Origin of the sequence: Streptomyces lincolnensis (assembly GCF_021173675.1) — a bacterium.
Classification (GTDB): domain Bacteria; phylum Actinomycetota; class Actinomycetes; order Streptomycetales; family Streptomycetaceae; genus Streptomyces; species Streptomyces lincolnensis_B.
In genome coordinates this window covers 73,369-97,209 of sequence record NZ_JAIHON010000023.1, presented here as the reverse complement: position 1 = coordinate 97,209, position 23,841 = coordinate 73,369, and the positions used below count along the sequence as shown (strand labels likewise).

23 protein-coding genes are annotated in these 23,841 nt (G+C 73.3%); 17 read left to right on the top strand and 6 right to left on the bottom strand.

What is annotated here, in order from left to right; genetic code table 11:
• The first annotated feature begins 179 nt into the window (after window positions 1-179).
• From K4B79_RS44175 to K4B79_RS44160, 4 genes are all read left to right on the top strand, one after another.
• Window positions 180-1,604 carry an amidase gene (locus K4B79_RS44175; protein WP_232033107.1) on the top strand — a complete coding sequence of 475 codons (1,425 nt, stop codon included), beginning with the start codon at window positions 180-182 and terminating at the stop codon, window positions 1,602-1,604.
• 25 nt (window positions 1,605-1,629) lie between these two features.
• A complete protein-coding gene (locus K4B79_RS44170; RefSeq protein ID WP_232033106.1) occupies window positions 1,630-1,848 on the top strand; it encodes a hypothetical protein in 219 nt (72 codons plus the stop codon).
• A gap of 134 nt (window positions 1,849-1,982) precedes the next feature.
• Window positions 1,983-3,464, top strand: coding sequence for a flotillin family protein (locus K4B79_RS44165; protein WP_232033105.1), 1,482 nt, complete (start codon window positions 1,983-1,985; stop codon window positions 3,462-3,464).
• 38 nt (window positions 3,465-3,502) lie between these two features.
• Complete coding sequence (locus K4B79_RS44160; RefSeq protein ID WP_232033104.1) at window positions 3,503-3,958, top strand: type II toxin-antitoxin system PemK/MazF family toxin; 456 nt, start codon at window positions 3,503-3,505, stop codon at window positions 3,956-3,958.
• A gap of 64 nt (window positions 3,959-4,022) precedes the next feature.
• On the opposite strand, the gene K4B79_RS44155 is transcribed toward K4B79_RS44160, so the two are convergent.
• Window positions 4,023-4,853 (bottom strand): TIGR02452 family protein, encoded by an 831-nt coding sequence (locus K4B79_RS44155; protein WP_232033103.1) that lies wholly within the window; start codon window positions 4,851-4,853, stop codon window positions 4,023-4,025.
• Between the two features lie 318 nt (window positions 4,854-5,171).
• On the opposite strand from K4B79_RS44155, the gene egtA reads away from it, so the two are divergent.
• The 5 genes from egtA to K4B79_RS44130 are packed head-to-tail and all read left to right on the top strand — an operon-like array spanning window position 5,172 to window position 9,771.
• Window positions 5,172-6,461 (top strand): ergothioneine biosynthesis glutamate--cysteine ligase EgtA, encoded by a 1,290-nt coding sequence (egtA, locus tag K4B79_RS44150; protein ID WP_232033102.1) that lies wholly within the window; start codon window positions 5,172-5,174, stop codon window positions 6,459-6,461.
• Complete coding sequence (gene egtB / locus K4B79_RS44145) at window positions 6,458-7,762, top strand: ergothioneine biosynthesis protein EgtB (RefSeq protein WP_232033101.1); 1,305 nt, start codon at window positions 6,458-6,460, stop codon at window positions 7,760-7,762. Before egtA ends, egtB begins: the two co-directional genes overlap by 4 nt.
• Entirely contained in the window at window positions 7,762-8,553 is a 792-nt protein-coding gene (egtC, locus tag K4B79_RS44140) for an ergothioneine biosynthesis protein EgtC (protein WP_232033100.1), read from the top strand. The genes egtB and egtC overlap by 1 nt, the downstream gene beginning before the upstream one ends.
• Window positions 8,550-9,512 carry an L-histidine N(alpha)-methyltransferase gene (gene egtD, locus K4B79_RS44135; RefSeq protein ID WP_232033099.1) on the top strand — a complete coding sequence of 321 codons (963 nt, stop codon included), beginning with the start codon at window positions 8,550-8,552 and terminating at the stop codon, window positions 9,510-9,512. The genes egtC and egtD overlap by 4 nt, the downstream gene beginning before the upstream one ends.
• Window positions 9,513-9,555: 43 nt before the next feature.
• A complete protein-coding gene (locus tag K4B79_RS44130; RefSeq protein WP_232033098.1) occupies window positions 9,556-9,771 on the top strand; it encodes a dodecin in 216 nt (71 codons plus the stop codon).
• Between the two features lie 62 nt (window positions 9,772-9,833).
• On the opposite strand, the gene K4B79_RS44125 is transcribed toward K4B79_RS44130, so the two are convergent.
• Window positions 9,834-10,322: a phosphatase domain-containing protein gene (locus K4B79_RS44125; RefSeq protein ID WP_232033097.1), complete on the bottom strand. Its 489-nt coding sequence runs from the start codon at window positions 10,320-10,322 to the stop codon at window positions 9,834-9,836.
• 10 nt (window positions 10,323-10,332) lie between these two features.
• Complete coding sequence (locus tag K4B79_RS44120) at window positions 10,333-10,764, bottom strand: winged helix-turn-helix transcriptional regulator (protein ID WP_232033096.1); 432 nt, start codon at window positions 10,762-10,764, stop codon at window positions 10,333-10,335.
• 59 nt (window positions 10,765-10,823) lie between these two features.
• Here K4B79_RS44120 and K4B79_RS44115 point away from each other — a divergent pair, with 59 nt between their 5' ends.
• The 5 genes from K4B79_RS44115 to K4B79_RS44095 all read left to right on the top strand — a co-directional run bounded on the left by K4B79_RS44115 (window position 10,824) and on the right by K4B79_RS44095 (window position 14,951).
• On the top strand, window positions 10,824-11,702 hold the full coding sequence (locus K4B79_RS44115) for an MBL fold metallo-hydrolase (RefSeq protein WP_232033095.1): 879 nt from the start codon (window positions 10,824-10,826) through the stop codon (window positions 11,700-11,702).
• 129 nt (window positions 11,703-11,831) lie between these two features.
• On the top strand, window positions 11,832-13,034 hold the full coding sequence (locus K4B79_RS44110) for a right-handed parallel beta-helix repeat-containing protein (RefSeq protein ID WP_232033094.1): 1,203 nt from the start codon (window positions 11,832-11,834) through the stop codon (window positions 13,032-13,034).
• A gap of 68 nt (window positions 13,035-13,102) precedes the next feature.
• Window positions 13,103-13,507, top strand: coding sequence for a (2Fe-2S) ferredoxin domain-containing protein (locus K4B79_RS44105; protein ID WP_232033093.1), 405 nt, complete (start codon window positions 13,103-13,105; stop codon window positions 13,505-13,507).
• Between the two features lie 90 nt (window positions 13,508-13,597).
• On the top strand, window positions 13,598-13,768 hold the full coding sequence (gene rpmF, locus K4B79_RS44100; protein WP_010043581.1) for a 50S ribosomal protein L32: 171 nt from the start codon (window positions 13,598-13,600) through the stop codon (window positions 13,766-13,768).
• 7 nt (window positions 13,769-13,775) lie between these two features.
• Window positions 13,776-14,951, top strand: coding sequence for a GTP-binding protein (locus tag K4B79_RS44095; RefSeq protein WP_232033092.1), 1,176 nt, complete (start codon window positions 13,776-13,778; stop codon window positions 14,949-14,951).
• Here the strand turns inward: K4B79_RS44095 and K4B79_RS44090 are convergent.
• Entirely contained in the window at window positions 14,894-15,604 is a 711-nt protein-coding gene (locus K4B79_RS44090) for a nucleotidyltransferase domain-containing protein (protein ID WP_232033091.1), read from the bottom strand. The genes K4B79_RS44095 and K4B79_RS44090 overlap by 58 nt on opposite strands.
• A 104-nt stretch (window positions 15,605-15,708) precedes the next feature.
• On the opposite strand from K4B79_RS44090, the gene K4B79_RS44085 reads away from it, so the two are divergent.
• The gene (locus tag K4B79_RS44085; protein WP_232033090.1) at window positions 15,709-16,707 is read left to right on the top strand and encodes an LLM class flavin-dependent oxidoreductase; all 999 of its coding nucleotides are present in this window, start codon (window positions 15,709-15,711) and stop codon (window positions 16,705-16,707) included.
• A gap of 11 nt (window positions 16,708-16,718) precedes the next feature.
• Window positions 16,719-19,067, top strand: coding sequence for an ATP-binding cassette domain-containing protein (locus K4B79_RS44080; RefSeq protein ID WP_232033089.1), 2,349 nt, complete (start codon window positions 16,719-16,721; stop codon window positions 19,065-19,067).
• A gap of 749 nt (window positions 19,068-19,816) precedes the next feature.
• Here the strand turns inward: K4B79_RS44080 and K4B79_RS48785 are convergent.
• Together K4B79_RS48785 and K4B79_RS44070 are read right to left on the bottom strand one after the other, a co-directional pair.
• On the bottom strand, window positions 19,817-20,788 hold the full coding sequence (locus K4B79_RS48785; protein ID WP_232033088.1) for a lysophospholipid acyltransferase family protein: 972 nt from the start codon (window positions 20,786-20,788) through the stop codon (window positions 19,817-19,819).
• Window positions 20,788-21,558: a GNAT family N-acetyltransferase gene (locus tag K4B79_RS44070; protein ID WP_232033087.1), complete on the bottom strand. Its 771-nt coding sequence runs from the start codon at window positions 21,556-21,558 to the stop codon at window positions 20,788-20,790. Before K4B79_RS44070 ends, K4B79_RS48785 begins: the two co-directional genes overlap by 1 nt.
• A 242-nt stretch (window positions 21,559-21,800) precedes the next feature.
• Here K4B79_RS44070 and K4B79_RS44065 point away from each other — a divergent pair, with 242 nt between their 5' ends.
• Window positions 21,801-23,804 carry a HEAT repeat domain-containing protein gene (locus tag K4B79_RS44065; RefSeq protein WP_232033086.1) on the top strand — a complete coding sequence of 668 codons (2,004 nt, stop codon included), beginning with the start codon at window positions 21,801-21,803 and terminating at the stop codon, window positions 23,802-23,804.
• The last annotated feature ends 37 nt before the right edge of the window (window positions 23,805-23,841 follow it).

Sequence of the window (23,841 nt, the reverse complement as noted above, 5' to 3'; positions counted from 1 at the left end):
GAAGGTAGAGCCGAGGTGTGGGCCCGTCAATGCTTTGCGCATGACCTGGTGAGCACGGTGAGGCCACTGTGGCCTGCGCCGAAGCGGCATTCCGGGCAGGGGCGTTCCGCCGCGGCCCTCTAGGACGTTACCGTTCGGTAGGCAATGCCCCCCTCGATGGCTTCCGGAGGTGTCCGCGCATGACGCTCGACCGTTCCGCCGGCCTGGTGGAGACCGCCCGCGCACTGGCCGACGGTGCCGTCACCTCCCGCGCGCTCGTCGAGAGGACACTGGCCCGGATCGCTGACACGCAGTCGACCCTCAACGCCTTTCGGGTCGTTCGGGCCGAGGCCGCGCTCGCCGAGGCCGAGGCGGCGGACCGGGAACTGGCCGCCGGGGTGCGCAGGCCCCTGCTCGGCGTGCCCGTGGCCGTCAAGGACGACATGGACATGGCGGGCGAGCCGACCGCCTTCGGTTGCCGGGGCGAGTTCCCGGCGGTCGCCGAGGACGGGGAGGCGGTACGGCGGCTGCGGGCGGCCGGGGCCGTGATCGTCGGCAAGACCAACACCTGCGAGTTCGGGCAGTGGCCGTTCACCGAGGGGCCCGCCTTCGGCGCGACCCGCAATCCGTGGAGTCCGGAGCACACCCCCGGCGGGTCGTCCGGGGGTTCGGCCGCCGCCGTCGCCGCCGGTCTGGTGCCGGCCGCGCTCGGTTCGGACGGTGCCGGCTCGGTGCGCATCCCGGCCTCCTGGACCCATCTGGTCGGCATCAAGCCGCAGCGCGGCCGCATCTCCACCTGGCCGCGCGGCGAGTCCTTCCAGGGCATCACGGTCAACGGCACCCTCGCCCGTACGGTCGCCGACGCGGCCCTGCTCCTCGACGCGGCGAGCGGCAACCACGAGCGCGATCCGCACCGGCCGCCGGCCATCGACGCCCTGGCGGCGGTCGGCCGCGAGCCCGGCCGGCTGCGCATCGCCCTCGCCCTGAAGCCTCCCTTCACCGCACTGCCCGCCCGGCTCCGACCGGAGGTGCGCGCACGGGTCGTCCAACTCGCCGAGAAGCTCGCCGACTTGGGACACACGGTCGTGGAGGCCGATCCTCCCTACGGGCAGATCGGGCTCACCTTCATCCCCCGCGCCACCGCCGGTCTCGCCGAACGGGTCCGCGAGGCCCCCTTCCCGGCACTCCTGGACCGCCGCACCCGGGACGCCGCCCGGCTGGGCGGACTGCTCGGCGGTCCACCGCTGCGGGCGGCGCGGCGCGCCGAAGCCGTCCTGCACCGTCGTATCGGAGGGTTCTTCACGTCGTACGACGTCGTCCTCGCGCCGACGACGGCCGCTCCCCCGCCGCGCGTCGGCGCCATGCTGGGCCTGGGCGGGCTGGCCACCGACCGGGCGATGATCGCCGCGTGCCCGTACGCCTGGCCGTGGAACGTGCTGGGCTGGCCCGGAGTCAACGTCCCCGCGGGTTTCGTCGCGGGCGGCCTGCCGGTCGGCGCGCAGCTGCTGGGACCCGCGAACAGCGAGCCGCTGCTGCTCTCCCTGGCCGCGCAGCTGGAGGCGGAACTGCGCTGGCACGAGGCGTGGCCGCCGGAGCACCTGGTCACGCAATCCCCGGCCGCGTGACGGGTTCTGCCCGTACCCTGTGGCCATGGACGACGCGTCGATGGTCGGGCTCATGGGGCGGGTCACCGGGACGGTCGGGCCCGGGCTGGTCGGCGAGGTGATCGTCCGGGTGCGGGGCGGCGCCGAGCACTTCCTCGCCTACCCCGCTTCCGGCAAGGACCGGATCGAGTCCGGGACGGTGGTGATGGTGGTGGAGCATCTGCCGCCCAGAACGGTCTATGTCACAGCCGCGTACGACAATTGAGCCTGCTCCCCCGCAGGTGAGAGCGGTATGTGTCAAGCTTTCGACAAGGATGGGGCGGTCCCTGTCCCCCGGCGTCGTACAGGCGCACACTCCCTTTCGTTCGGTGCCGACAGGGCACCATGCAAAGGGGGCGAATGCCGATGGTTGTCGGCGTCGTTGCGGGGGCGGCGGTTCTCGCCGTTCTCGTCGTGATCGGTCTGTTCAAGATGATGTGGCGGGTCGCCGAACCCAACGAGGCTCTGATCATCTCCGGTTCGAAGCACCGGACCGAGGGCCTTGAGGAAGGGATGGGCTTCCGTATCGTCACCGGGCGCGGCACGATGGTGCTGCCCGGGGTGCAGGCGGTGCGCAAGCTGTCGCTCGACCTGAACGAGACCGAGTTGCACGTGGACTGCGTGACCCACCAGGGCATTCCGCTCAAGGTGCGGGGCGTGGTCATCTTCAAGGTGGGCGACGACTTCGTGTCGATCGCCAACGCCGGGCGGCGTTTCCTCGACCAGCAGAAGCTGATGTCCGAGCGGGTGCACAACGTCTTCGCCGGTCATCTGCGGTCCATCGTGGGCGGGTTGACGGTCGAGGACATGATCCGCGACCGGGAGAAGCTCACCGGGCAGACCCGGGCGGCCTGCGGGACGGAGATGGAGAAGCTGGGGCTGATCGTGGACTCGTTGCAGATCCACGAGATCGAGGACCCCACCGGCTACATCCAGAACCTGGCGATGCCGCACGCGGCGGCCGTGCAGCGGGACGCGCGGATCGCGCAGGCGGAGGCGAACCGGCTGGCCACCGAGGCCGAGCAGGCCTCGTACGCGCGGATGGCCGAGGCCACCCGGGACAGCGAGATCCTCCAGGCCGGTTACCAGGCCGAGCGGGACAAGGCGGGCGCGAAGGCACAGCAGGCCGGACCGCTCGCCGACGCGGCGGCCCGGCAGGAGGTCGTGGTCCAGGAGACCCGGGTCGCCGAACTGGAGGCGCACCGGCGCGAGCAGCAGCTCCAGGCGGACGTCCGCAAGCCCGCGGACGCGCAGGCCTACGAGAAGCGCACGCTGGCCGAGGCCGAGCGCGACGCGCGGATCTCGGCCGCCGAGGCCAAGGCCAAGGAGACCGAGCTCGCCGCGGCGGCCGAGGCCACCCGGGTCAAGGCGGCCGCGGGCGCCGAGGCCGAGGCGACCAAGGCACGCGGCAGCGCCATGGCGGCGGCCACCCGGGCCACCGGTGAGGCCGAGGCGGCCGCGGCTCAGGCCAGGGGGCTCGCGGAGGCCCAGGCGGCCAAGGCGAAGGGGCTCGCGGAGGCGGAGGCCATCAAGGCCCGCGCCGCCGCGCTCGCCGAGAACCAGGAGGCGGTCGTCGCCCAGCAACTCGCCGAGAACTGGCCGGAGATCGTCAGGGCGGGCGCGTCCGCGTTCGGCAACGTCGACAACATGGTGGTCCTCAACGGCGCCGACGGCATGGCGGACATGCTCGCCAAGGCGCTGACGATGGGCGGTACGGGACTGGGGCTGGCCCGCCAGCTGCTGCAGTCGATGAACCAGAACGGGCAGGCGGGGAACGGCACTTCGCCACTGAACGGGGTGGTGCCACCGCCCGCCCAGAAGGTACCGATCAAGGAGGACTGACGCGTCGCGGTCACGGGGGCACCCCTTAAGGTGCCCCCGTGACCGCTTTTACCCATGACACGGACGAGAACGTCCCCGGCCGCTTCGGCCGCACCGCCACCACCGAGGCCGACCCCCGCCAGGTCGGCAGGGTGCGCACCGAGTACTCCCCCGCGCACGACGGCGACCCCGACCCCGGGGAGATCGTGTGGACCTGGGTGCCCTTCGAGGAGAACGACGGGCGCGGCAAGGACCGGCCGGTGCTGGTGGTGGCCCGGGAGGCGGCCGGGACCTTTCTCGCCGTGCAGTTGTCGAGCAAGCGGCACGACGGGGACCGGGAGTGGGTGGCGATCGGCAGCGGGCCCTGGGACCGGTCCGGGCGGGACTCGTGGGTGGACGTCGACCGCATCCTGCGCCTGCACGAGCAGGGCATGCGCCGCGAGGCCTGCGCCCTGGACCGGGGGCGGTTCAACCTGGTCAGGCACCGGCTTCACGAGCGCTACGGCTGGAGCTGAGCCGCCTCACCGTCACGCCCTACTCGCCGCCCCACTCGCCCCACGCTCACCGCTCGGCCCACGCTCACCGCTGGAGCTGGCACTCCGGCGACGGGAACGCCTGTACGAACGCCTCCCGCACCACCGCGCCCCGCGTCCGGTCCAGCACCCCGAACACCACGTGCTCGAAGGCCCCGGCGAAGCGTCCGCCGGGCCCGAGCAGGTCGCGGAAGGCGCCCGCCACCTGCGCGGGGTCGTTCTGGAACACCCCGCAGCCCCAGGCGCCCAGCACCAGCCGCCGGTAGCCGTGCGCGGCGGCGACCTCCAGGACCCGTTCGGCCCGCACCGCGAGGGCGCGGGGCAGTTCGCGTTCCCGTTCCGGAGCCGTGCGCCGCACCACCCCGGCGTTCGGCGCGGCGGCGGTCAGGAAGCCGGCGGTGTACGGCTCGTCGAGGAGGCCGCCGCGGTCGTCGCGGAAGACCGGCACGGCCGGTGAGTGGATGACGCGGTCGGTGTAGAACGGGTCGCGGTGGGCGCGGTGGTGGTCGTAGAACTCCCGGACGCCGATCAGGCAGGCGTACAGCGCGGAGGCCCGGCACAGGGCCTCTTCCTGGGCCTGGGCGCCGTTGAGGTAACCGCCGCCGGGATTGCGGGCCGAGGAGAAGTTCAGGACGGCGACCGGTCCGGCCAGCCGCCGGGCGGCTTCCAGGCTGCTCTCGCCGGTGACCTCGATCAGCGTGGCCTCGGCGGCGGACGGCGCGACGTCCACCGGGCCCGGCCCGTACATCCGCGTACCGTCCCGGGCCACTGCGACCGCCTCCGCGAGGGACACCTCGCGCCCGTCCGGCGCACGGTAGGACCCCGCCGCCACGATCCGCTCCGTCTCGTGCGCGATGCCGCGCAGGCGCGCGCTCATGGCGCGACCCCCGTACGCGCCGTGACCGCGCGCCCCGCGGTCCTCACCGTCGCGCCGTCCCCCGGCGCGCTCTCCCCCGTCGTGCTCATGCAGGCATCCTGAGCGATTCTGGTCATGGGCCGCAACGGAATTTCCCGGCCCCGGCACAGTCGGAAAACGCCTCGAAAACATGCGGGAAACGGAGATCATCGGCCCCGATTGCGACGATGTGCCCCCTTGTGCGGAACGGGACGAAGGTCTTGGGTGGGACGAGCGATGTCGGTCCGGCGCACCGGAAGCCGGACCGACGGCATGGTGGAATCTCAGGAGGATCCCTACATGTCCGATACACCGAGCGACTGTACGGAGCGCCGTACCGCTCTGACCGAAGCCGAGGTGGAAGCCCTGGTCCGGGGCATCTGCTTCAAGACGGGACCCCCTCGTACGGTAGGCGTCGAGGTGGAATGGATCATCCACGAGCTGCGCGCGCCGCGGCTCCCCGTGACACCCGAACGACTCGCAGCGGCCTACGCCGCACTGCGGACCGTGCACCTGGATTCGGCGCTCACCGTCGAACCCGGAGGCCAGCTGGAGCTGAGCTCCCCGCCCGCCGCCTCCCTGATGGAGTGCATCGGTACCGTGTCCGCCGATCTGGACACCGTCCGCGAGATTCTCGCCAAGGACGGTCTCGGTCTCGTCGGCGTCGGAAACGACCCCTGGCATCCGCCCCGCCGGTTCCTGCGCGAGCCGCGCTACGACGCCATGGAGGTCTGTCTCGACCGCACCGGCCCGGCCGGCCGCGCCATGATGTGCACCTCCGCCTCCGTCCAGGTCTGTCTGGACGCCGGCCACGAGGAGCCCGGCCCGCTCGGCCTCGGGCGGCGCTGGTGGCTGGCGCACCAGCTGGGCGCGGTCCTGGTGGCCGCGTTCGCCAACTCGCCCCTGGCCGGTTCCGAGCCCACCGGCTGGCTGTCCACCCGGCAGCGGCTGTGGACGGACATCGGCGCGGGCCGGGCGGGCGGCCCCACCCTGGACACCGACGCCCGTACCGCCTGGGTCCGGCACGTCCTGGACGCGCCGGTGATGTGCATACGACGGGACAGCGGCCCCTGGGAGGTCCCGGACGGGCTGGTCTTCCGCGAGTGGGCCAGGACCGGACTGCCGAGGCCGCCGACCCGGGAGGATCTCGACTACCACGTCTCGACCCTGTTCCCGCCGGTCAGGCCGCGCGGCCATCTGGAACTGCGCATGATCGACGCGCAGCCCGGCGCCGACGGGTGGATCGTGCCACTCGCCGTGACGACGGCGCTGTTCGACGACCCGGAGGCCGCCGAGACGGCCTACCGGGCCGTGAAACCGCTGGCCGAGCGGGCGCTGTCACTGCCCGCGCCGCACAATCCGCTGTGGCGGGAGGCGGCCCGGCACGGGCTGGCCGATCCGGAACTGCACGAGGCCGCCATGACGTGCTTCACGGCCGCTCTGGAGGCCCTGCCCCGGCTCGGCGCCACCGCCGAGGTCACCGGCGCCGTGGCCGCGTACCTGGACCGCTATGTGATGCGGGGCCGCTGCCCCGCCGACGATCTGCTGGACCGGACGGTCGGTCCGCGTGGGAAGGAAGTCCGTACATGACCGACCCCGAGACCTTCCGTGAGCGCGCGCTGAACACCCTGGTGACCGCCCGGGACCGCACGACGCTGCTCACCAGCTGCGTCGAGGAACCCGACCTCACCGCCCAGCACTCGCCGCTGATGTCACCGCTGGTGTGGGACCTCGCCCACATCGGCAACCAGGAGGAGCAGTGGCTGCTGCGGACCGTCGCCGGACAGGAGGCGATACGGCCCGAGATCGACAGCATCTACGACGCCTTCGAGCACCCGCGCGCGGAGCGGCCCAAGCTGCCCCTGCTCAAGCCCGCGGAGGCCCGCGCGTACGCGGCCGACGTACGCGGTCGGGTGCTGGACGTCCTGGAGGGGGCCGCGTTCCACGGGACGCGGCTGACCGAGGCGGGTTTCGCCTTCGGGATGATCGCGCAGCACGAACAGCAGCACGACGAGACGATGTTGATCACCCATCAGCTCCGCAAGGGCCCGCAGGCCCTGACCGCCCCGGACCCGGACCCGGTCCCGCTGTTCACCGGCCCGGCCGAAGTCCTGGTCCCCGGCGGCCCGTTCACGATGGGCACCTCCACCGAGCCGTGGGCGCTGGACAACGAACGCCCCGCGCACCGGCGGGAGGTGGCGCCGTTCTGGATCGACACCACCCCGGTGACCAACGGCGCCTACCAGCGGTTCATCGAGGACGGCGGCTACCAGGACGAGCGGTGGTGGGCCCCGGCGGGCTGGGACCACATCCGCCGGCACTCCATCAAGGCCCCGCTGTTCTGGAGCCGGGACGGCAAACAGTGGCTGCGCCGCCGCTTCGGCGTCACCGAGGTTGTCCCGGCCGACGAGCCGGTGGTGCACGTGTCCTGGTACGAGGCCGACGCCTACGCCCGCTGGGCCGGGCGGCGGCTGCCCACCGAGGCCGAGTGGGAGAAGGCCGCCCGCCACGACCCGGCGGGCGACCGTTCCATGCGCTACCCCTGGGGTGACACCGACCCGGCGCCCGAGCACGCCAACCTCGGCCAACGGCATCTGCGCCCGGCGCCCGCCGGCAGCTACCCGGAGGGCGAATCGCCGCTCGGGGTACGGCAGTTGATCGGTGACGTGTGGGAGTGGACGGCGAGCGACTTCGAGCCCTACCCCGGGTTCCAGGCGTTCCCGTACAAGGAGTACTCGGAGGTGTTCTTCGGCCCCGACCACAAGGTGCTGCGCGGCGGTTCGTTCGCCGTGGACGCGGTGGCCTGCCGGGGCACGTTCCGCAACTGGGACTATCCGATCCGGCGGCAGATCTTCTCCGGGTTCCGCACGGCCCGTTCGGAGGCCGTCTGATGTGCCGTCACCTGGCCTACCTGGGCCCCCCGGAACCGCTCGGCCGGATCCTGACCGAGCCGCCGCACAGCCTGTACCGCCAGTCGTGGGCACCCAGGCGGCAGCGGTACGGAACGGTCAACGCCGATGGTTTCGGGGTCGGTTGGTACGCCGAGGGGGACCCGGCACCGGCACGCTACCGGCGGGCCGGGCCCATCTGGGCGGACCTGTCGTTCGCCGACCTGGCCCGGGTCGTACGGAGTTCGGCGGTCCTCGCCGCCGTACGCGACGCGACCCTGGCGGGCGCCGACGCGGAGGCCGCGGCGGCGCCGTACGCCTCGGACCGCTGGCTGTTCAGCCACAACGGCGCGGTGGCCGGCTGGCCCCGCTCACTCGCGTCGCTCGCCCCGACACTGCCCGCGGCGGACCTGCTGTCGATGGAGGCCCGCAACGACTCGGCGTTCGTGTGGGCGCTGGTGCTGGGCCGGCTGCGCGGCGGCGACGAGGAGGGACAGGCGCTGGCCGACACGGTCCTGGAGGTCGCCGAGGCGGCCCCCGCGTCCCGGCTCAACCTGCTGCTGACCAACGGCGAGACCATCACCGCGACCGCCTGGGGCGACACCCTCTGGTATCTGTCGCACCCGGGCCGCGGCACCGTGGTGGCCTCCGAGCCCTACGACGACGACCCGCACTGGCGGGAGGTGCCCGACCGCACCCTGCTCGCGGCGAGCCGCACCGACGTGCTGCTCACACCGCTCAAGGAGCCGAGCGACCCCCTGGCATCCGCACCCTCGAAGGAGCCCCGTACGTGAGTCCGTTCCTTCTCACCCGCACCCTGCCCGAGGACGCCACGGAGGCCGCCCTGCGCGCCGACGTCCTCAAGGGCCTGACGCACACCCCGAAGACCCTGCCGCCGAAGTGGTTCTACGACGCCCATGGCAGCGAACTCTTCGAGCAGATCACCGAGTTGCCCGAGTACTACCCGACGCGTGCCGAGCGGGAGATCCTGCTCGCCCGGTCCGCCGAGATCGCCGCGGCGACCGGCGCCCGCACCCTGGTCGAACTGGGCTCCGGCTCCTCGGAGAAGACCCGGCACATCATCGACGCCCTCACCGGCCTGGACACCTACGTCCCGGTCGACGTCAGCGAGAGCGCGCTCACCCAGGCCGGGCAGGCACTCGTCGCCGAGCGGCCCGGCCTCCGGGTGCACGCCCTCATCGCCGACTTCACCGCCCGGCTGACGCTGCCGGACACCCCCGGCCCCCGGCTGGTGGCGTTCCTCGGCGGCACGATCGGCAACCTGGTCCCGGTGGAACGGGCCGCGTTCCTGTCCTCCGTACGCGGCATGCTCGCCCCCGGCGACGCCCTGCTGCTCGGCACGGACCTGGTCAAGGACGAACGGGTCCTGGTCCGGGCGTACGACGACGCGGCCGGGGTGACGGCCGCGTTCAACAAGAACGTCCTGACCGTCGTCGACCGCGAACTGGGCGCCGACTTCGATCCCGACACCTTCGACCACGTGGCCCTCTGGGACGCCGAGCACGAGTGGATCGAGATGCGCCTGCGCTCCCGTACCGCGCAGACCGTGAAGATCCCGGCGCTGGACCTCGCCGTCGACTTCGCGGCCGGCGAGGAGCTGCACACCGAGGTGTCGGCGAAGTTCCGGAAGGAGGGAGTACGCGCCGAACTGTCCGCGGCCGGGCTGGAACTGGCCCACTGGTGGACGGACGACGAGGGCCGCTTCGCGCTGTCACTGAGCGTGGCGCGCTGACGGACGGCTCGCGCCGCGCCGCCGCCTGGGGCACGGTGGAACCATGACGAATCACACGTACCGCGTGACCGAGATCGTCGGCACGTCGCCCGAGGGCGTCGACCAGGCGATCCGCAACGGGATCAGCCGTGCCTCGCAGACGCTGCGGAACCTGGACTGGTTCGAGGTGACCCAGGTGCGCGGCCAGATCGAGGAAGGTCAGGTCGCGCACTGGCAGGTGGGACTGAAGGTCGGCTTCCGCCTGGAGGAGTCCGACTGAAGGAGTCCGACTGAAGGTCCACCCCCACCGCGGGGTACTGCCCCTGAGGCCCTCAGGCACCCTCAGGTCCGCCCCTCCCGCTCCTGCGCGGTCTTCAGCGCGGCGGAAGGGGCGGTCCAGCGCGCCCGTACGACGGTGAAACCGGCCCGTTCCGCGTCCTCGCAGACCAGCTCGTCGTCGTCCACCAGCACCCGGATCTCCCGGGTACGGGCGAGCCGCTTGAGGATCTCCAGCTTGGTGCGCCGGGCGGGCCGTCGGTCGTCGTTGCGCCGCATGTACACCCGCCCCTCGGGCACTCCCTGCGCCGCCAGCCAGTCGAGCGTGTCGCGCCGGCAGCGCTCGGGCCGCCCGGTGAGATAGACGACCTCGCACTCCTCGGCGCTCTCCAGTACCAGCGCGATGCCCTCCGGGATCGGCGGATCCTGCGGTGCGGCGGCGAAGAAGGCGTCCCAGTCCCGCGGCGCGCGCTCCAGGAACCGCTGCCGGTGGGCCGTGTCGGCGAGGGTGTTGTCCAGGTCGAAGACGGCGAGGGGTGGCTTGCTGTCGGTCATGGCGTCGAGATTAGGCCGTGCCGGACCGGCCCGCCGCCCCGCCGAGTGCGTCGCGCCGCGCCGTGCCCCACTCCCACATGCCACGCATCACCGGCTCCAACGCCCGGCCCTGTCCGGTCAGGACGTAGTGGACCCGGGGCGGCCAGCCAGGAGTGCGGTGACGTTCGACGACGCCCGCACCGGTCAACTGGGCCAGCCGGTCGGAGAGCACCTTGTCCGAGAGGGTGGGCAGGGCCGCTGACAGCTCGGAGTAGGTGGCCGCACCGCGGCGCAGGAACTCGCGCAGCACCAGCGGTGTCCACCGGCCGCCCAGCACGGCGAGGGTGATGTCGACCGGGCAGCGCGGTTCGTGACCGGGCGGGACGAGAGCGCTGTCCGGGCAGTCCGCCAACGGTCCGTCGCGGTCGCCCGCCGACGCGTGCCCAACCGTTTGGTGAGTCACGAAGGCCCCTCCTACCGTCGGTCGCGAACAGCCCACCCGCTTCCCACCAGGAGGCCCTTGTGCGCATCCATCATCTCAACTGCGGTTCTCTGCGCGGGATTCCCTACCTCGGCGAAGCCCGCACGGCGGGCCTCGCGAGCGGCGATCCCGTCGCCGCCGTCTGCCACTGCCTGCTCATCGAGACGGACACCGACGGCCTGGTCCTCGTGGACACCGGCCTCGGCACCGCAGACCTACGGCATCCCGAACGTTCCCTGGGCGCGGACTGGGTGGCCTACATTCGGCCCGCACTGGACCCCGAGGAGACCGCGCTGCGGCAGGTCGTGCGGCTCGGGTACGCGCCCGAGGACGTGCGGCACATCGTGCTCACCCACCTGCACCGCGACCACACGGGAGGGCTGCCGGACTTCCCCCACGCACGGGTCCATGTGCATCCCGACGAGTACGGTGCCGTCACCGACCCCACGGCACCGCACCACCGGCACAGCCTCGACCGGTTCATGCCGGCGCACCGGGCGCACGGCCCGCTGCTGACGCCGGCTCGCGTGGACGGGCGTACGGACTGGTTCGGCATCCCGGGCGTGGCGCGTCCGCAGGGCCTGGAGTGCGAGCTGCTGCTGGTGCCGCTGCTGGGACACTCCGCCGGACATGCGGGCGTCGCCGTGCGCGACGAGGACGGACGGTGGCTGCTGCACGCGGGCGACGCGTACATGTACCACGGCGAGATAGAGCACACCCCGCCGCTCTCCCACCCCGCCCTCGAACCCGTCCAGCTGGGCGCGCAGACCGACGGCACGGCCCGCCTCGCGACCCGCGACCGGTTGCGCGACCTCCACCACGCCCCGACGGGACAGGTCACCGTCTTCAGCGCGCACGACCCGTGGGAGTACGCCCGTCTCGACGCTCCGGCGAACCAGGCGCCTCGCACCGCGCCCTGACCGAGGGGATGCCACCGGGCCGACCCGGGCCACCCGGGCCACCCGGGCCACCCGGCAACCTCCCCGCCCCCGGCGGCCACTGCTGTGCGACACAACAGGCACGGCAGGCAGGCGGAGGCGGGAGGCCCCATGCGCAACACGGCGATCTGGACGGCGGCGGCAGTGAGTGCCGTACTGATGACGGCGTTACCGGTGACCGAGGCGGCCGCGGCGCCCACCACCCTGGTCGTCGCCACCAACGGCAGCGACTCCGCGCCGGGGACGCTCGCGCAGCCCCTGCGGACCGTGCAGCGGGCCGTGGACCTGGCGAAGCCCGGTGACACCATCGCCGTACGCGGCGGGACCTATGCGCTCACCGACAACATCACCGTCACCACGTCCGGCACCGCCTCCCAGCCCATCACCCTCGGCGCCTACGAGGGGGAGCGGGTCGTGATCGACGGGGAGCGACTGCCCGCGAGCCACACGCCCGTGGGCGGCAGCATTCCGCGGGCCGAGCGCGGGGCGGTCCACATGGAGGCGTCGTACTGGCGGATCTCGGACCTGGAGATCGTGAACGGCCCGTACGGGGTGTACTGCGACGGCTGCAACGGCAATGTCTTCGCCCGTCTGCGGACCCACGACAACTACGAGTCGGGCTTCCAGCTCCAGGGCGCCTCCAGCGACAACCAGATCCTGAACCTGGACAGTTACGCCAACCGCGACCCGCGCAAGAACGGCGAGAGCGCGGACGGCCTCGCCATCAAGGAGGGCAGCGGCACGGGCAACGTCGTGCGGGGCGCGCGGCTGTGGAACAACGTCGACGACGGCTTCGACAACTGGAAGTTCGCCTCGCCGGTCGTCATCGAGAACACGATCGCGTACGGCAACGGCGTCAACCGGTGGAACTTCCCCGACTTCGCGGGCGACGGCAACGGCTTCAAGCTCGGCGGCGGCAGCCCGGCCCCGGCGGTCGCGCACACCCTCCGGGGCAGCGTCGCCTTCAAGAACGCGGCGCACGGCGTCACGGACAACGGCAACGCGGGCGCCCTCGCCCTGAGCCGCAACTCCACCTGGGCCAACGCCCGTACGGGCTTCGACGTCGACACCTCGGGCGGCCGGTCCGTCCTCACCGGCAATCTCTCCGTCGCCGACGCCACCGCCGCCGCGCTCGGCTCGGCGACCGTCTCCACCGGCAACTCCTGGGACCTGGGCGGCACATGGAACGCCTCCTCGGTCCTGAGCACCGACCCGGCTCCCCTCACCGGCGCGCGGAAGGCGGACGGCTCCCTGCCCTCGGCACCCTCGTTCCTGGTGCCGCGCAACGGGGCGACCATCGGGGCGCGGTTCTGACGCGGCGGGCGGCTGCGGCGGGGACCCCGGTTCCCTCCGGTGATCACCGCCTCCCGCATGCTTCTCCCATGGCTCTCTCGTCCCGTACGTCGTTGACCGGCTCCGCCTCCTGCACCCTCGTCGTCTGCCGGGGCTGCTGCTGCGGCAACGCCCGCAAGCAGCCCGGCACCGACCCGGCCTGGCGGCTGGAGCTGCTGCGCGCCGGTGCGGCCGAGCACGGCTTCCAGGTCCGTACGACCGACTGCCTGGGCCCGTGCGACCAGGCGGACGTCATCGTCGTGCGCCCCTCGGCGGCGGGACGCCGGGCCGGCGGGAAGGCCACCTGGATCGGGTTCGTGTCGGACGACGACAGCACCGAGGAGGTGGTGCGGTGGGCGGCCGCGGGGGGTCCCGGTCTCGCCGCGCCTCCGGCGACGCTGGAGCTCCAGTTCATCAAGCCGCCCCGGGACGCGCGCGTGCGCTCCCGCCGATGAGAGGCACGGCAGGGATCGGGCCCCTTCAATTGTTAATGGGATCCATTTTCAGGTAGCGTCCTCGGTGCCCGTCCATCGAGGAGGATCGCCATGGCTGTTCCCAAGCGGAAGATGTCCCGCAGCAACACCCGCCACCGCCGCGCGCAGTGGAAGGCCGCCACGCCCACGCTGGTGCCCGTCACCGTCGACGGCGTGCGTCATCTCGTCCCGCAGAACCTGGTCAAGGCGTACGAGCGCGGGCTGCTGCGCCCGGAGGGCTGAGGACCGGATGCCGTACGACAGCCGTCTGCCCGTCACCGTCCTCTCCGGCTTCCTCGGGGCGGGCAAGACGACCCTGCTCAACCACGTCCTCGCCAACCGCGAGGGCCTGCGCGTCGCCGTGATCGTCAACGACATGAGCGAGGTCAACATCGACGCCGCGTTGGTGCGCGGCGGCGAGGCGGCCCTGTCCAGGACCGAGGAACGCCTGGTCGAGATGACCAACGGGTGCATCTGCTGCACCCTGCGCGACGACCTGCTGGAGGAGGTCGACCGGCTGGCCCGCGAGGGCCGCTTCGACCATCTGCTCATCGAGTCGTCCGGCATCTCCGAGCCGATGCCCGTCGCCGCGACCTTCGCGTTCGCCCGCGACGACGGCGCCACGCTGGACGACCTCGCCCTCCTGGACACCATGGTCACGGTCGTGGACGCCGCCAACTTCCTGCCAGAGCTGGAGACCGGCGACGAACTCGCCGAGCGCGACCTCGCCCCGTTCGAGGACGACGAGCGCACCGTCAGCGATCTGCTGGTCGACCAGGTCGAGTTCGCGGACGTCATCGTGCTCAACAAGCTGGACCTGGTCGACTCCGCGGAGGCGGACCGGCTGCGGGCGGCTCTGGCACGACTCAACCCGGCCGCCCGGATCGTCGGGGCCGAGCACGGACGGGTGGATCTCCACCAGGTGCTGGGCACCCGGCTGTTCGACCTGGAACGCGCCCAGCAGGCGCCCGGCTGGGTGCGCGAGCTCAACGGCGACCACGTCCCGGAGACGGAGGAGTACGGGGTCTCGTCCACCGTCTTCCGCTCCGAACTCCCGCTGCATCCGGGCCGGTTGTGGACATTCGTGACCGAGGAGCTGGACAGCGGCGCATACGGGCGGATCCTGCGGTCCAAGGGGTTCTTCACCCTCGCCACCCGCCCGCACGTGACCGGGCTGTGGTCCCAGGCCGGTGCGGTGGCCCGCTTCGAGCCGTCGGCCGCGCGCGACCTGGACAGCCCCTACGCGCAGGAACTCGTGTTCATCGGGACGCAGTTGGACGCGGAGCGGCTGCGGGCGGCCCTCACCGAGTGCCTCGTGCGCCCCGGCGAACCGCTGCCCACCGACGATCCGTTCCCGGCCTGGGACACCTACGGCATCGACGAGGCCTGCGAGCACGAGCACGAGGCGCAGGCCACAGCGGTGTAGAAGTGGGCCCGCACCCTGCGCAGCCATGCCTCGACAGGCGCCTCGTCGGGTTGGTCCGGCAGCACGGTGCGGGTCTCGTCGAAGGCCGTCTCGTAGTGCCTGAGCACGGGCAGCGCGGCGGCCGGGTCGGCGGCCACGCGCTCGCCGAAGGCGTGGTACTCCTCCGGGTCCTCGACCCGGATCTCCAGCCGCCCGGTGGCGTACAGCTCCAGCCCCTGGTGGCACAGCCGCTTCAGGTGCCGGGCGTGCTTGGCGGTGCGCCGGTCGCTGCCCCGGCCCTCCAGGCGCCTGAACTGCTGGGTGGCGTACCCCAGGTAGGCGTCCCGGACGCGCTTGGCGCTCAGGAACGACGCGCGGATGCCGATCAGCTCCTCGCCCAGCGGTGTGCGCACCTCGTACAGGTCGTCCGGGAGCCACGCCAGCTCCATCGCGGTCGGGTTGCCGCCCAGGGCGAGCCGGCACCACTTCGCCGCCTCGTGCAGGGTGCGGTCCGGTGCCGTGGTGACGTGGGACTCCCTCGGCGGGTGCAGCCCGTGCAGGGCCTCGGTGGGTGCGGCGAACATGCCGAGCCGGTCCACGTCGGAGCCCGCGTGGGCGAGGCCGTACGCGGTCGAACCGACGATGCCGGACAGCAGGACGTGGTGGGTGGTCACCCGGCCCATTGTGTTGACCTGCACATATCGCCGTCACCCGGTTTTCCGGGGTCAGCACACGGGGGCCGCGGGAATGCGGCCGCCCGTCATACGTTGAACCCTGTGTGAGCTCCCTGATCGCCGCCACCCACTTCTCCGTCCTCGACCGCTCCCGCACCCGCGAGGGCGGCACGAACGCGGAGGCGCTGCGCGACACCGTGCGCCTGGCGCGGGAGCTGGAGGAGCTCGGCTACCACCGGTTCTGGGTGTCGGAGCACCACGGCGTGCCCGGCGTCGCCGGTTCCGCGCCGACCGTGCTGGCCGCCGCCGTCGCCTCCGCGACCCGCACGATCCGGGTCGGCACCGGTGGCGTGATGCTGCCCAACCACCAACCCCTCGTCGTCGCCGAGCAGTTCGGGGTGCTGGAGTCGCTGTTCCCCGGCCGGATCGACATGGGCCTGGGCCGCTCGGTCGGCTTCACCGACGGCGTCCGCAAGGCCCTGGGCCGGGACAAGGACGTGGCCGACGACTTCGCCGGCCAGCTGGACGAACTCCTCGGCTGGTTCCGCGGTACCTCCCCCACCGGGGTCCACGCCCGGCCCGCCGAGGGCCTCACCGTGCCGCCGTTCGTGCTGGCCATGGGCGAGGGCGCCGCGATCGCCGCCCGCGCGGGCCTGCCGATGGTCATCGGCGACCTCCGCAACCGCGAGAAGATGCAGCGCGGCATCGACCACTACCGCACCCACTTCCGCCCCTCCCCCTGGGCCGCGGAGCCCTACGTCGTCATCTCCGGCACGATCGCCGTCGCCGCCACCCCCGCCGAGGCCCGGCGCCTGCTGATCCCGGAGGCCTGGTCGATGGCCCACTCCCGCACCCACGGCACCTTCCCGCCCCTCCCACCCGCCGACCGCGTCGGCTCCCTCCCCATGACCGCCAAGGAGCGCGGCTTCTACGAGTCCGGCCTCACCGGCCACCTCGCCGGCACCGAGGACGAGGTCGCCCATGAGCTGGAGACGCTTTTGAAGGAGACCGGCGCCCAGGAGGTCCTGGTCACCACCAGCACGTACGACCGGGCGGCCCTGCTGGACTCCTACCGGAGGCTGGCCTCGATCACCTCCGGCTAGAGTCCTTGCCCATGTACGACCCGCACAGCCCCCACGACCCGTACGTCCGCGTCCGCGGCGCCCGTGAGCACAACCTCAAGGGGGTGGACGTGGACATCCCGCGGGATGTGCTGGCCGTGTTCACCGGGGTGTCGGGGTCGGGGAAGTCGTCGCTGGCGTTCGGGACGGTGTACGCGGAGGCGCAGCGGCGGTACTTCGAGTCGGTGGCGCCGTACGCGCGGCGGCTGATCCAGCAGGTCGGGGCGCCGAAGGTGGGGGAGATCACCGGGCTGCCGCCCGCGGTCTCGCTCCAGCAGCGGCGGGCGGCGCCGACGTCGCGCTCGTCGGTCGGCACGGTCACGAACCTGTCGAACTCGCTGCGGATGCTGTTCTCCCGGGCGGGCGACTACCCGCCGGGCGCGGAGCGGCTGGACTCGGACGCCTTCTCCGCCAATACGGCGGCCGGGGCCTGCCCGGAGTGTCACGGGCTCGGGCGGGTGCACCGTACGACCGAGGAGTCGCTGGTCCCCGACCCGTCGCTGTCGATCCGGGAGGGGGCGGTCGCCGCCTGGCCCGGGGCCTGGCAGGGCAAGAACCTGCGGGACATCCTCGACGCGCTCGGGTACGACGTGGACCGGCCCTGGCGCGAGCTGCCGGCCGAGCAGCGCGAGTGGATCCTGTTCACCGACGAGCAGCCGGTGGTCACCGTGCACCCGGTCCGGGACGCGGAGCGGATCCAACGGCCGTACCAGGGCACGTACATGAGCGCCCGACGGTATGTGATGAAGACGTTCGCGGACTCCCGGAGCGCCACTCTGCGGGCCAGGGCCGAGCGGTTCCTGACCAGCGCGCCCTGCCCGGTCTGCGGGGGCGGCCGGCTGCGGCCCGAGGCGCTCGCGGTGACCTTCGCCGGCCGTACGATCGCCGAGCTGGCGGCCCTGCCGCTGACCGAGCTGGCCGACCTGCTCGTCGCACACGAGGCCCGGGACGAGACGGCCCGGGTTCTCATCGAGGACCTCGGGGCGCGTATCGGCCCGGTCGTCGAACTCGGCCTGGGCCATCTCGGCCTGGACCGGGCGACCCCCACCCTCTCGGCGGGCGAGCTCCAGCGACTGCGGCTCGCGACCCAGCTGCGGTCCGGGCTGTTCGGTGTGGTGTACGTCCTCGACGAGCCGTCCGCCGGACTGCACCCGGCGGACACGGAGGCGCTGCTGACCGTGCTGGCGCGGCTGAAGGCGGCCGGGAACTCGGTGTTCGTGGTGGAGCACCACCTCGATGTCGTGCGCGGCGCCGACTGGGTCGTGGACGTGGGGCCGCGGGCCGGGGAGCACGGCGGCCGGGTGCTGCACAGCGGGCCGGTGGCCGAGCTGGCGGGCGTGGCCGAGTCGGCGACGGCCCGCTTCCTCTTCGACCGCTCCCCCGCTGCTGTACGCCAAGTGCGCACGCCTCGCGGCCAGTTGAAGGTCGGTCCGGTCACCCGCCACAACCTCCGGGGCGTGACCGCCGAGTTCCCGCTCGGTATGCTCACCGCGGTCACGGGCGTGTCGGGGTCCGGGAAATCCACGCTCATCGGCGAGATCTCCGAGGACCTGCCGGGCGTGCGGCGGCTCGTCTCGGTGGACCAGAAGCCGATCGGGCGCACCCCGCGTTCCAACCTGGCCACCTACACGGGCCTGTTCGACGTCGTGCGGAAGGTGTTCGCGGCCACCGACGGGGCGCGTGAGCGCGGTTTCGGCGTCGGCCGGTTCTCCTTCAACGTGGCGGGCGGGCGCTGCGAGACCTGCCAGGGCGAGGGCTACGTCACCGTCGAACTGCTCTTCCTGCCGAGCACCTACTCGCCGTGCCCGGACTGCGGCGGGGCCCGCTACCACCCCGAGACGCTCCACGTCACCCACCGGGGGCGGAACATCGCGCAGGTGCTGGACCTGACCGTCGAGGCGGCGGCGGACTTCTTCGCGGACACCCCGGCCGTGGCCCGCAGCCTCGCCGCCCTGCTCGACGTGGGCCTCGGCTATCTGCGGCTGGGCCAGCCGGCGACCGAGCTGTCCGGCGGGGAGGCCCAACGCATCAAGCTGGCGAGCGAGTTGCAGCGCGGCCGCCGCGGCCACACCCTCTATCTCCTGGACGAGCCGACCACCGGTCTCCACCCGGCGGACGTCGAGGTCCTGATGCGGCAGCTGCACGGGCTCGTCGACGCCGGGCACACCGTGGTCGTGGTCGAGCACGACATGGCGGTCGTCGCGGGCGCGGACTGGGTGATCGACCTGGGCCCGGGCGGCGGTGACCGGGGCGGACGGATCGTGGCGGCGGGGACTCCGGCGGACGTGGCCCTGGCCGAGGAGAGTGCCACGGCGGCCTACCTGGCGCGCGCGGTGCGGTAGCGGCGGATGCGGCAACACCCCGTCGCCGGAAATCCCGCCGGGCCGACGGAGGCCGCCCCACCAAAACCCATTGCCCACCGGCGCCTTGAGCGCCGTAGCATCTGCGCGTGCGTTGATCCTCCGCGCGGCGGCGCGTACCGCCGCGGACGAAGCGGGCGCCCGGACCTCCCCGGCAGGCATACCCACCGCCGTCCTCCCGGAGATCACGCATGCCCACGCAGCAGCAGCCCCACCTCACCTACGACGCGTTCGTCCGGCTCGCCACCGCCGACCCGGCCGTCGTCGGCCTCGTCCTCACGGGCTCCCGGGCCCACGACGGCATGGCCACCGAGCACTCCGACCACGACCTGTACGTCGTCCTCGCGGACGGCGCGGCCACGGATCTGTGTCGCTTCACCGGTCACCGCACACCGCGCCTGGACCTGGTGGTCGTCCCGCTCGCCGCGTTCCGGGCAGCCGGGATGCCCGGCTTCGAGCGCTACGCCCTCGCCCGGGCGCGGATCGTGCTGGACCGCCTCGGCGGAGGGATCGCCGACATCCTGGCCGCGAAGGCCCGCCTGGGCGCCGACGAGGCGTTCCGGACCGCCGACGAGCGCCTCGACGCCTACGCCAACTGCCTCTACCGCTCGGTCAAGAACGACCGTGACGGTGAGGCGCTCGCCGCCCGGCTCGACGCGACCGACAGTCTGGGCCCCCTGCTGGAGGTGCTCTTCGCCCTGGACCGGCGCCCCCGGCCGTACAACAGGTACCTACGCTGGGAGCTGGCCCGGCATCCGCTGCCCGGCTGGGACACCGGTGCCCTGCTGCGGGCCGTGGACCGTGTCTCGGCGAGCGGCGAGGTGGCGGTCCAGCGGCGGCTGTTCGCCCGGGTGGAGGCGGCGGCCCGGCGCCAGGGCCACGGGGCGGTGCTGGACGCCTGGGGTGAGGATCTGCGGCTGATGCGTCCTCGGTAGGGCGGAGTGTTCGGCGGCGCGGGCGAGGGAACGGCGGTCGGGGTGGCCACCGGGCGCGATGGCCTCGCGGACCTCGACCTCGGCGACCAGCCCGCGGGCCCTCGCCACCCGCCACAGGGAGGCGAGCAGGGAGTCGTCGCCGACGAAGGCGGGCACGGTGCTCGCCTCGCCCCGTCCGGTGCGGTAGCCGATGCGGACGGGCTGGACCGGGACGCCCGCGTCCAGCGCGGCCTGGAACACGGCACGCCGGAAGTGCCCCTGGGCGCGCCCGCACCAGGTGCTGCCCTCGGGGAATACCGCGACGGCCTGCCCGGCGCGCAGGGCCCCCGCGATGCGGGCGACCGTGTCCGGGAGCGCCCGCAGCCGGTCCCGGTCGATGAACAGGGTGCCGCCGCGGGCGGCCAGCGGCCCCGCCACCGGCCAGCGGCCGATCTCCCGCTTGGCGAGCATCCGGGCCGGGCGGACGGCGGCGAGCAGGGGGATGTCCAGCCAGGAGATGTGGTTGGCCACCAGCAGCAGGCCCCCGGTTGCGGCGGTGGTGCCGGTGACACGGACCTGGACCCCTGCGGCCCGTACGATCCACCGGCACCACCGCCGCACCGCCCCGGCGGGGATCCTCCCGCCGAGCGGCGACAGCACGGCCCCGGTCAGCACCAGGGCCGTGACCGCCATGATCCGCAGGACGGCCCGTGGTGCGGCCGTGGCGGATCCCGCCGGCTCCACGCACGCCCTCGGGGTGCAGGGCGCGCCGGGCAGCCAGACGCTCATCAGGACGGGACGAGGGAGAGGAAGTGCCGCAGGTAGCGGGCGTTGACCCGGCGCATCGACAGCAGGACGTACAGGTCGGCGACCCCGAAGTCCGGGTCGTGGGCGGGCTCCGCGCAGACCCAGGCACCGAGGCGGAGGTAGCCGCGCAGCAGCGCGGGCAGTTCGGTGCGCCCGGCGGGCGGCGCGACCTCGGGAACCCAGGGCAGCAGCGGCCGTACCCGGAACTCCTCGGGCGACAGGTGCTTGTCCCGCACCCGGTCCCAGGTGCCGGCGGCCAGGGCGCCGCCGTCGGCCAGCGGGATGGAGCAGCAGCCGGCCAGCCACTCGTGGCCGCCGTCCACCATGTAGCGGGCGATCCCGGCCCAGATCAGGCTGATGACCGCGCCGTCGCGGTGGTCGGGGTGCACGCAGGAGCGGCCGACCTCGACGAGTCCGGGCCGGATCGGGGCGAGCGGGGAGAGGTCGAACTCGCCCTCGGAGTACAGCCGTCCGGCGACCGCGGCGCGCTCCGGAGGCAGCAGCCGGTAGGTCCCGACGGCCTGCCCGGTCTCCGCGTCCCGCACGAGGAGGTGGTCGCAGTACGCGTCGAAGGGGTCGACGTCGAGTCCGGGCTGCGCGGTGGCCAGCAGGGCACCCATCTCCCCGGCGAACACCTCGTGGCGCAGCCGCTGCGCGGCCCGCACGTCGGCCTCGTCCCGGGCCAGGCCGACGGTGTAACGGACGGGTGCGGTCGACTGCAGGGGACGGTCGAGCGTGGAAACGCCGGTCATGGCACTCTCCTGGTCGGGCCGGAGGCGGCGAGCGGTGCCGCCAACCCTGTTCTTCCGACACCGGTTGGCGTGTACGTGACGGGTTCCAGGAGTGTGGATGTGCGGCGGCTGAACGCCTCGGGCAAGGTGTCGGGGAGCTCCGACTCCGCCGACGGGCCGATGTCCCCCCGGTGACCGGGGAGAGGCAACCCGTCGGCCGGGGCTGTCGTCTCTCTTCGGGAGCCGATCACGGGGACGGGGGCATGCGCGTGGTGGAGCTGTCGGCCGAGGCGCTGGACGCGGTGCCGTGGCAGCTGCTGGAGTCGGCGGATCCGAACGTTCCGGCCAAGGAGGTCCGCCGGGTGCTGCGGCGGCTGGTGCGCAAGGGACCGGAGTCGACCGAGCCGGACTGCCGACCGCTGTTCTCCGCCCTCGCCGACCCCGTGAGCGGGGCGTCCTCCCTGGGCACGGCCACGCTGCCGTTCGTCGTCGCGCTCGCCGCGGATCCCCGTACGGGTGCCCGCCGCACCCTCGTCGAACTGCTGGTCCACCTGTCCCGGGCACCGGATCCGGCGGAGACCGGCTGGGCCGTCGCCTGGGAGCACGCGCGCGACACGGTCCCGGCCCTGCTCGCCGACCCCGATCCGGGGGTACGACGGGAGGCGGTGCCCCTGGCCGACGGGGTCGGTCCGCTGCTGTGGCGCTGGCGGACCGAGCCGGACCCGACGGTCCGGCTGCCGGTGCTGTTCGCGCTGGGTGACGTCGCCGCCGACGCCGAGGTCCGCACGATCCTCACCGGGCTGCTGCGGGACTCCGACCCCGTGCTGCGGGTCGCGGCGGTCCACGCGCTCGCCCGCCGCGAGCCCCAGATCGCCGTACGGGAGCTGGACTCGCTGGTGCGGGATCTCACCGATCCCGCCGTACGGTCGCGCTGGGAGGCCGTCTGGTACGTCCCGGACGTCGAAGAACCCTTCAGCCGCGAGGACGTCGCCCACTGGACGGCGGCCCTGTTCGAGGGCGAACCCGCGACGGTGACCCGGTTCCTGCTCGGGCTGGCCGGGGCCGCCGATCCGGCCGGGGACGCCGACCTGCTGCGGACGGTGATGGAGTGGTCCTGGCGGTCGCTGACCTCCCACCGGTCCGTCGAAGCCGCCCTGCTCCCGCTCGCGGGCGGCCGGCTGGACCATGCGGACGCCGAAGTGCGGCTGACGGCGGCCCACGTCCTCGCCGCGGCGGGTCCCCGCGCCGCCGCGTACGCCGACCGGCTCGCGGCCCTGCTCGACGATCCCGGCGAGGGCGTCCTGCTGGACGGCACGGTCGGGGAGCACGCCCGGTGGGCGCTGGCCCGGATGGACGACCCGCGGGCGCTGCCCGGTCTGGTCGAGAGCCTGTGCACGCCGTACCGCGAGGAGCTGGGGCGCTCCTGGGCCGGTGGCGGCCCCCGGCGGCCCGAGATCGTGGACGTGCTGGGGCCGTTGCGGGCGCACGCGGACGTCCTGCTGCCGACGATCCGGGCGGAACTGCGGCGCGAGGACGCGCCGCGGACGGATCTGCTGGCCGTCGTGGAGGTCTGGGGCCCGGACGCGCTGCCCGCCCTGCCGGAGGTCATGGCCTGCGTGAGCGGTGCCCCGCCCTGGCATGCCGCCGCGCAGGCGCTGGCCGCCCTGGGACCGGCCGCCGCCTGCGCCGCCCCCGTCGTGCGGGAGCGGTTGAACCTGGAACCGCCGGAGAACCGACCGTGGCTGCGTCAAGTACTCCGGCGCATCGGCGCGGGCGACCCTGAGGAGCACCTGCGGGCCGTCGGCGAGTCGCTGCCCGTCGAGGGGCAGGCGCCGGACGGTCTCCCGGTCGGCGGCCTCGTCGACCTCATCGACCTCGGCCCGCGGGCCGCGCCGTACGCCGACCGCGTGCGGTACGTCCTGGAGAACAGCGAGGGATGGACGAGGAGGCAGGCGGCGATCGCCCTGTGGTCGATCACGGGCGAAACGGAATCCTGCCGTGCGGTCCTGGAGGAGGAGATCCTGGAGTTCGCCGCCGACCGTGAGTACTACGGCGTGTTCGACGAGGCGCTGCGTGCTCTGATCCGCCTCGGCCCGCCGAGCCCTGCGGTGCGCACCGCCCTGCGCACCCTCCGCGACCAGGACGCCCGCCTCTCGCCGTACGGCGACTACCGCGCGATCCTCGACGACGAGAAGCGGCTCGCGCTGATCGACGAGGCGCTGTCCTCGGCGGGGCCGCCCGACGAGGCTTGGCGGGACCGGAACTGAGCACCACGTCCGGTCCCGCCCGTCCGCACCTCGTCGG

Coding starts and splice junctions, on each gene's coding strand:
- K4B79_RS44125 (WP_232033097.1), bottom strand. CDS start 10,322: ATGACCGACAGCAAGCCACCCCTCGCCGTCTTCGACCTGGACAACACC.
- K4B79_RS44110 (WP_232033094.1), top strand. CDS start 11,832: ATGCGCAACACGGCGATCTGGACGGCGGCGGCAGTGAGTGCCGTACTG.
- rpmF (WP_010043581.1), top strand. CDS start 13,598: ATGGCTGTTCCCAAGCGGAAGATGTCCCGCAGCAACACCCGCCACCGC.
- K4B79_RS44165 (WP_232033105.1), top strand. CDS start 1,983: ATGCCGATGGTTGTCGGCGTCGTTGCGGGGGCGGCGGTTCTCGCCGTT.
- K4B79_RS44080 (WP_232033089.1), top strand. CDS start 16,719: ATGTACGACCCGCACAGCCCCCACGACCCGTACGTCCGCGTCCGCGGC.
- egtB (WP_232033101.1), top strand. CDS start 6,458: ATGACCGACCCCGAGACCTTCCGTGAGCGCGCGCTGAACACCCTGGTG.
- egtA (WP_232033102.1), top strand. CDS start 5,172: ATGTCCGATACACCGAGCGACTGTACGGAGCGCCGTACCGCTCTGACC.
- K4B79_RS44170 (WP_232033106.1), top strand. CDS start 1,630: ATGGACGACGCGTCGATGGTCGGGCTCATGGGGCGGGTCACCGGGACG.
- K4B79_RS44130 (WP_232033098.1), top strand. CDS start 9,556: ATGACGAATCACACGTACCGCGTGACCGAGATCGTCGGCACGTCGCCC.
- K4B79_RS44105 (WP_232033093.1), top strand. CDS start 13,103: ATGGCTCTCTCGTCCCGTACGTCGTTGACCGGCTCCGCCTCCTGCACC.
- K4B79_RS44070 (WP_232033087.1), bottom strand. CDS start 21,558: ATGACCGGCGTTTCCACGCTCGACCGTCCCCTGCAGTCGACCGCACCC.
- egtC (WP_232033100.1), top strand. CDS start 7,762: ATGTGCCGTCACCTGGCCTACCTGGGCCCCCCGGAACCGCTCGGCCGG.
- K4B79_RS44175 (WP_232033107.1), top strand. CDS start 180: ATGACGCTCGACCGTTCCGCCGGCCTGGTGGAGACCGCCCGCGCACTG.
- K4B79_RS44095 (WP_232033092.1), top strand. CDS start 13,776: ATGCCGTACGACAGCCGTCTGCCCGTCACCGTCCTCTCCGGCTTCCTC.
- K4B79_RS48785 (WP_232033088.1), bottom strand. CDS start 20,788: ATGAGCGTCTGGCTGCCCGGCGCGCCCTGCACCCCGAGGGCGTGCGTG.
- K4B79_RS44065 (WP_232033086.1), top strand. CDS start 21,801: ATGCGCGTGGTGGAGCTGTCGGCCGAGGCGCTGGACGCGGTGCCGTGG.
- K4B79_RS44155 (WP_232033103.1), bottom strand. CDS start 4,853: ATGAGCGCGCGCCTGCGCGGCATCGCGCACGAGACGGAGCGGATCGTG.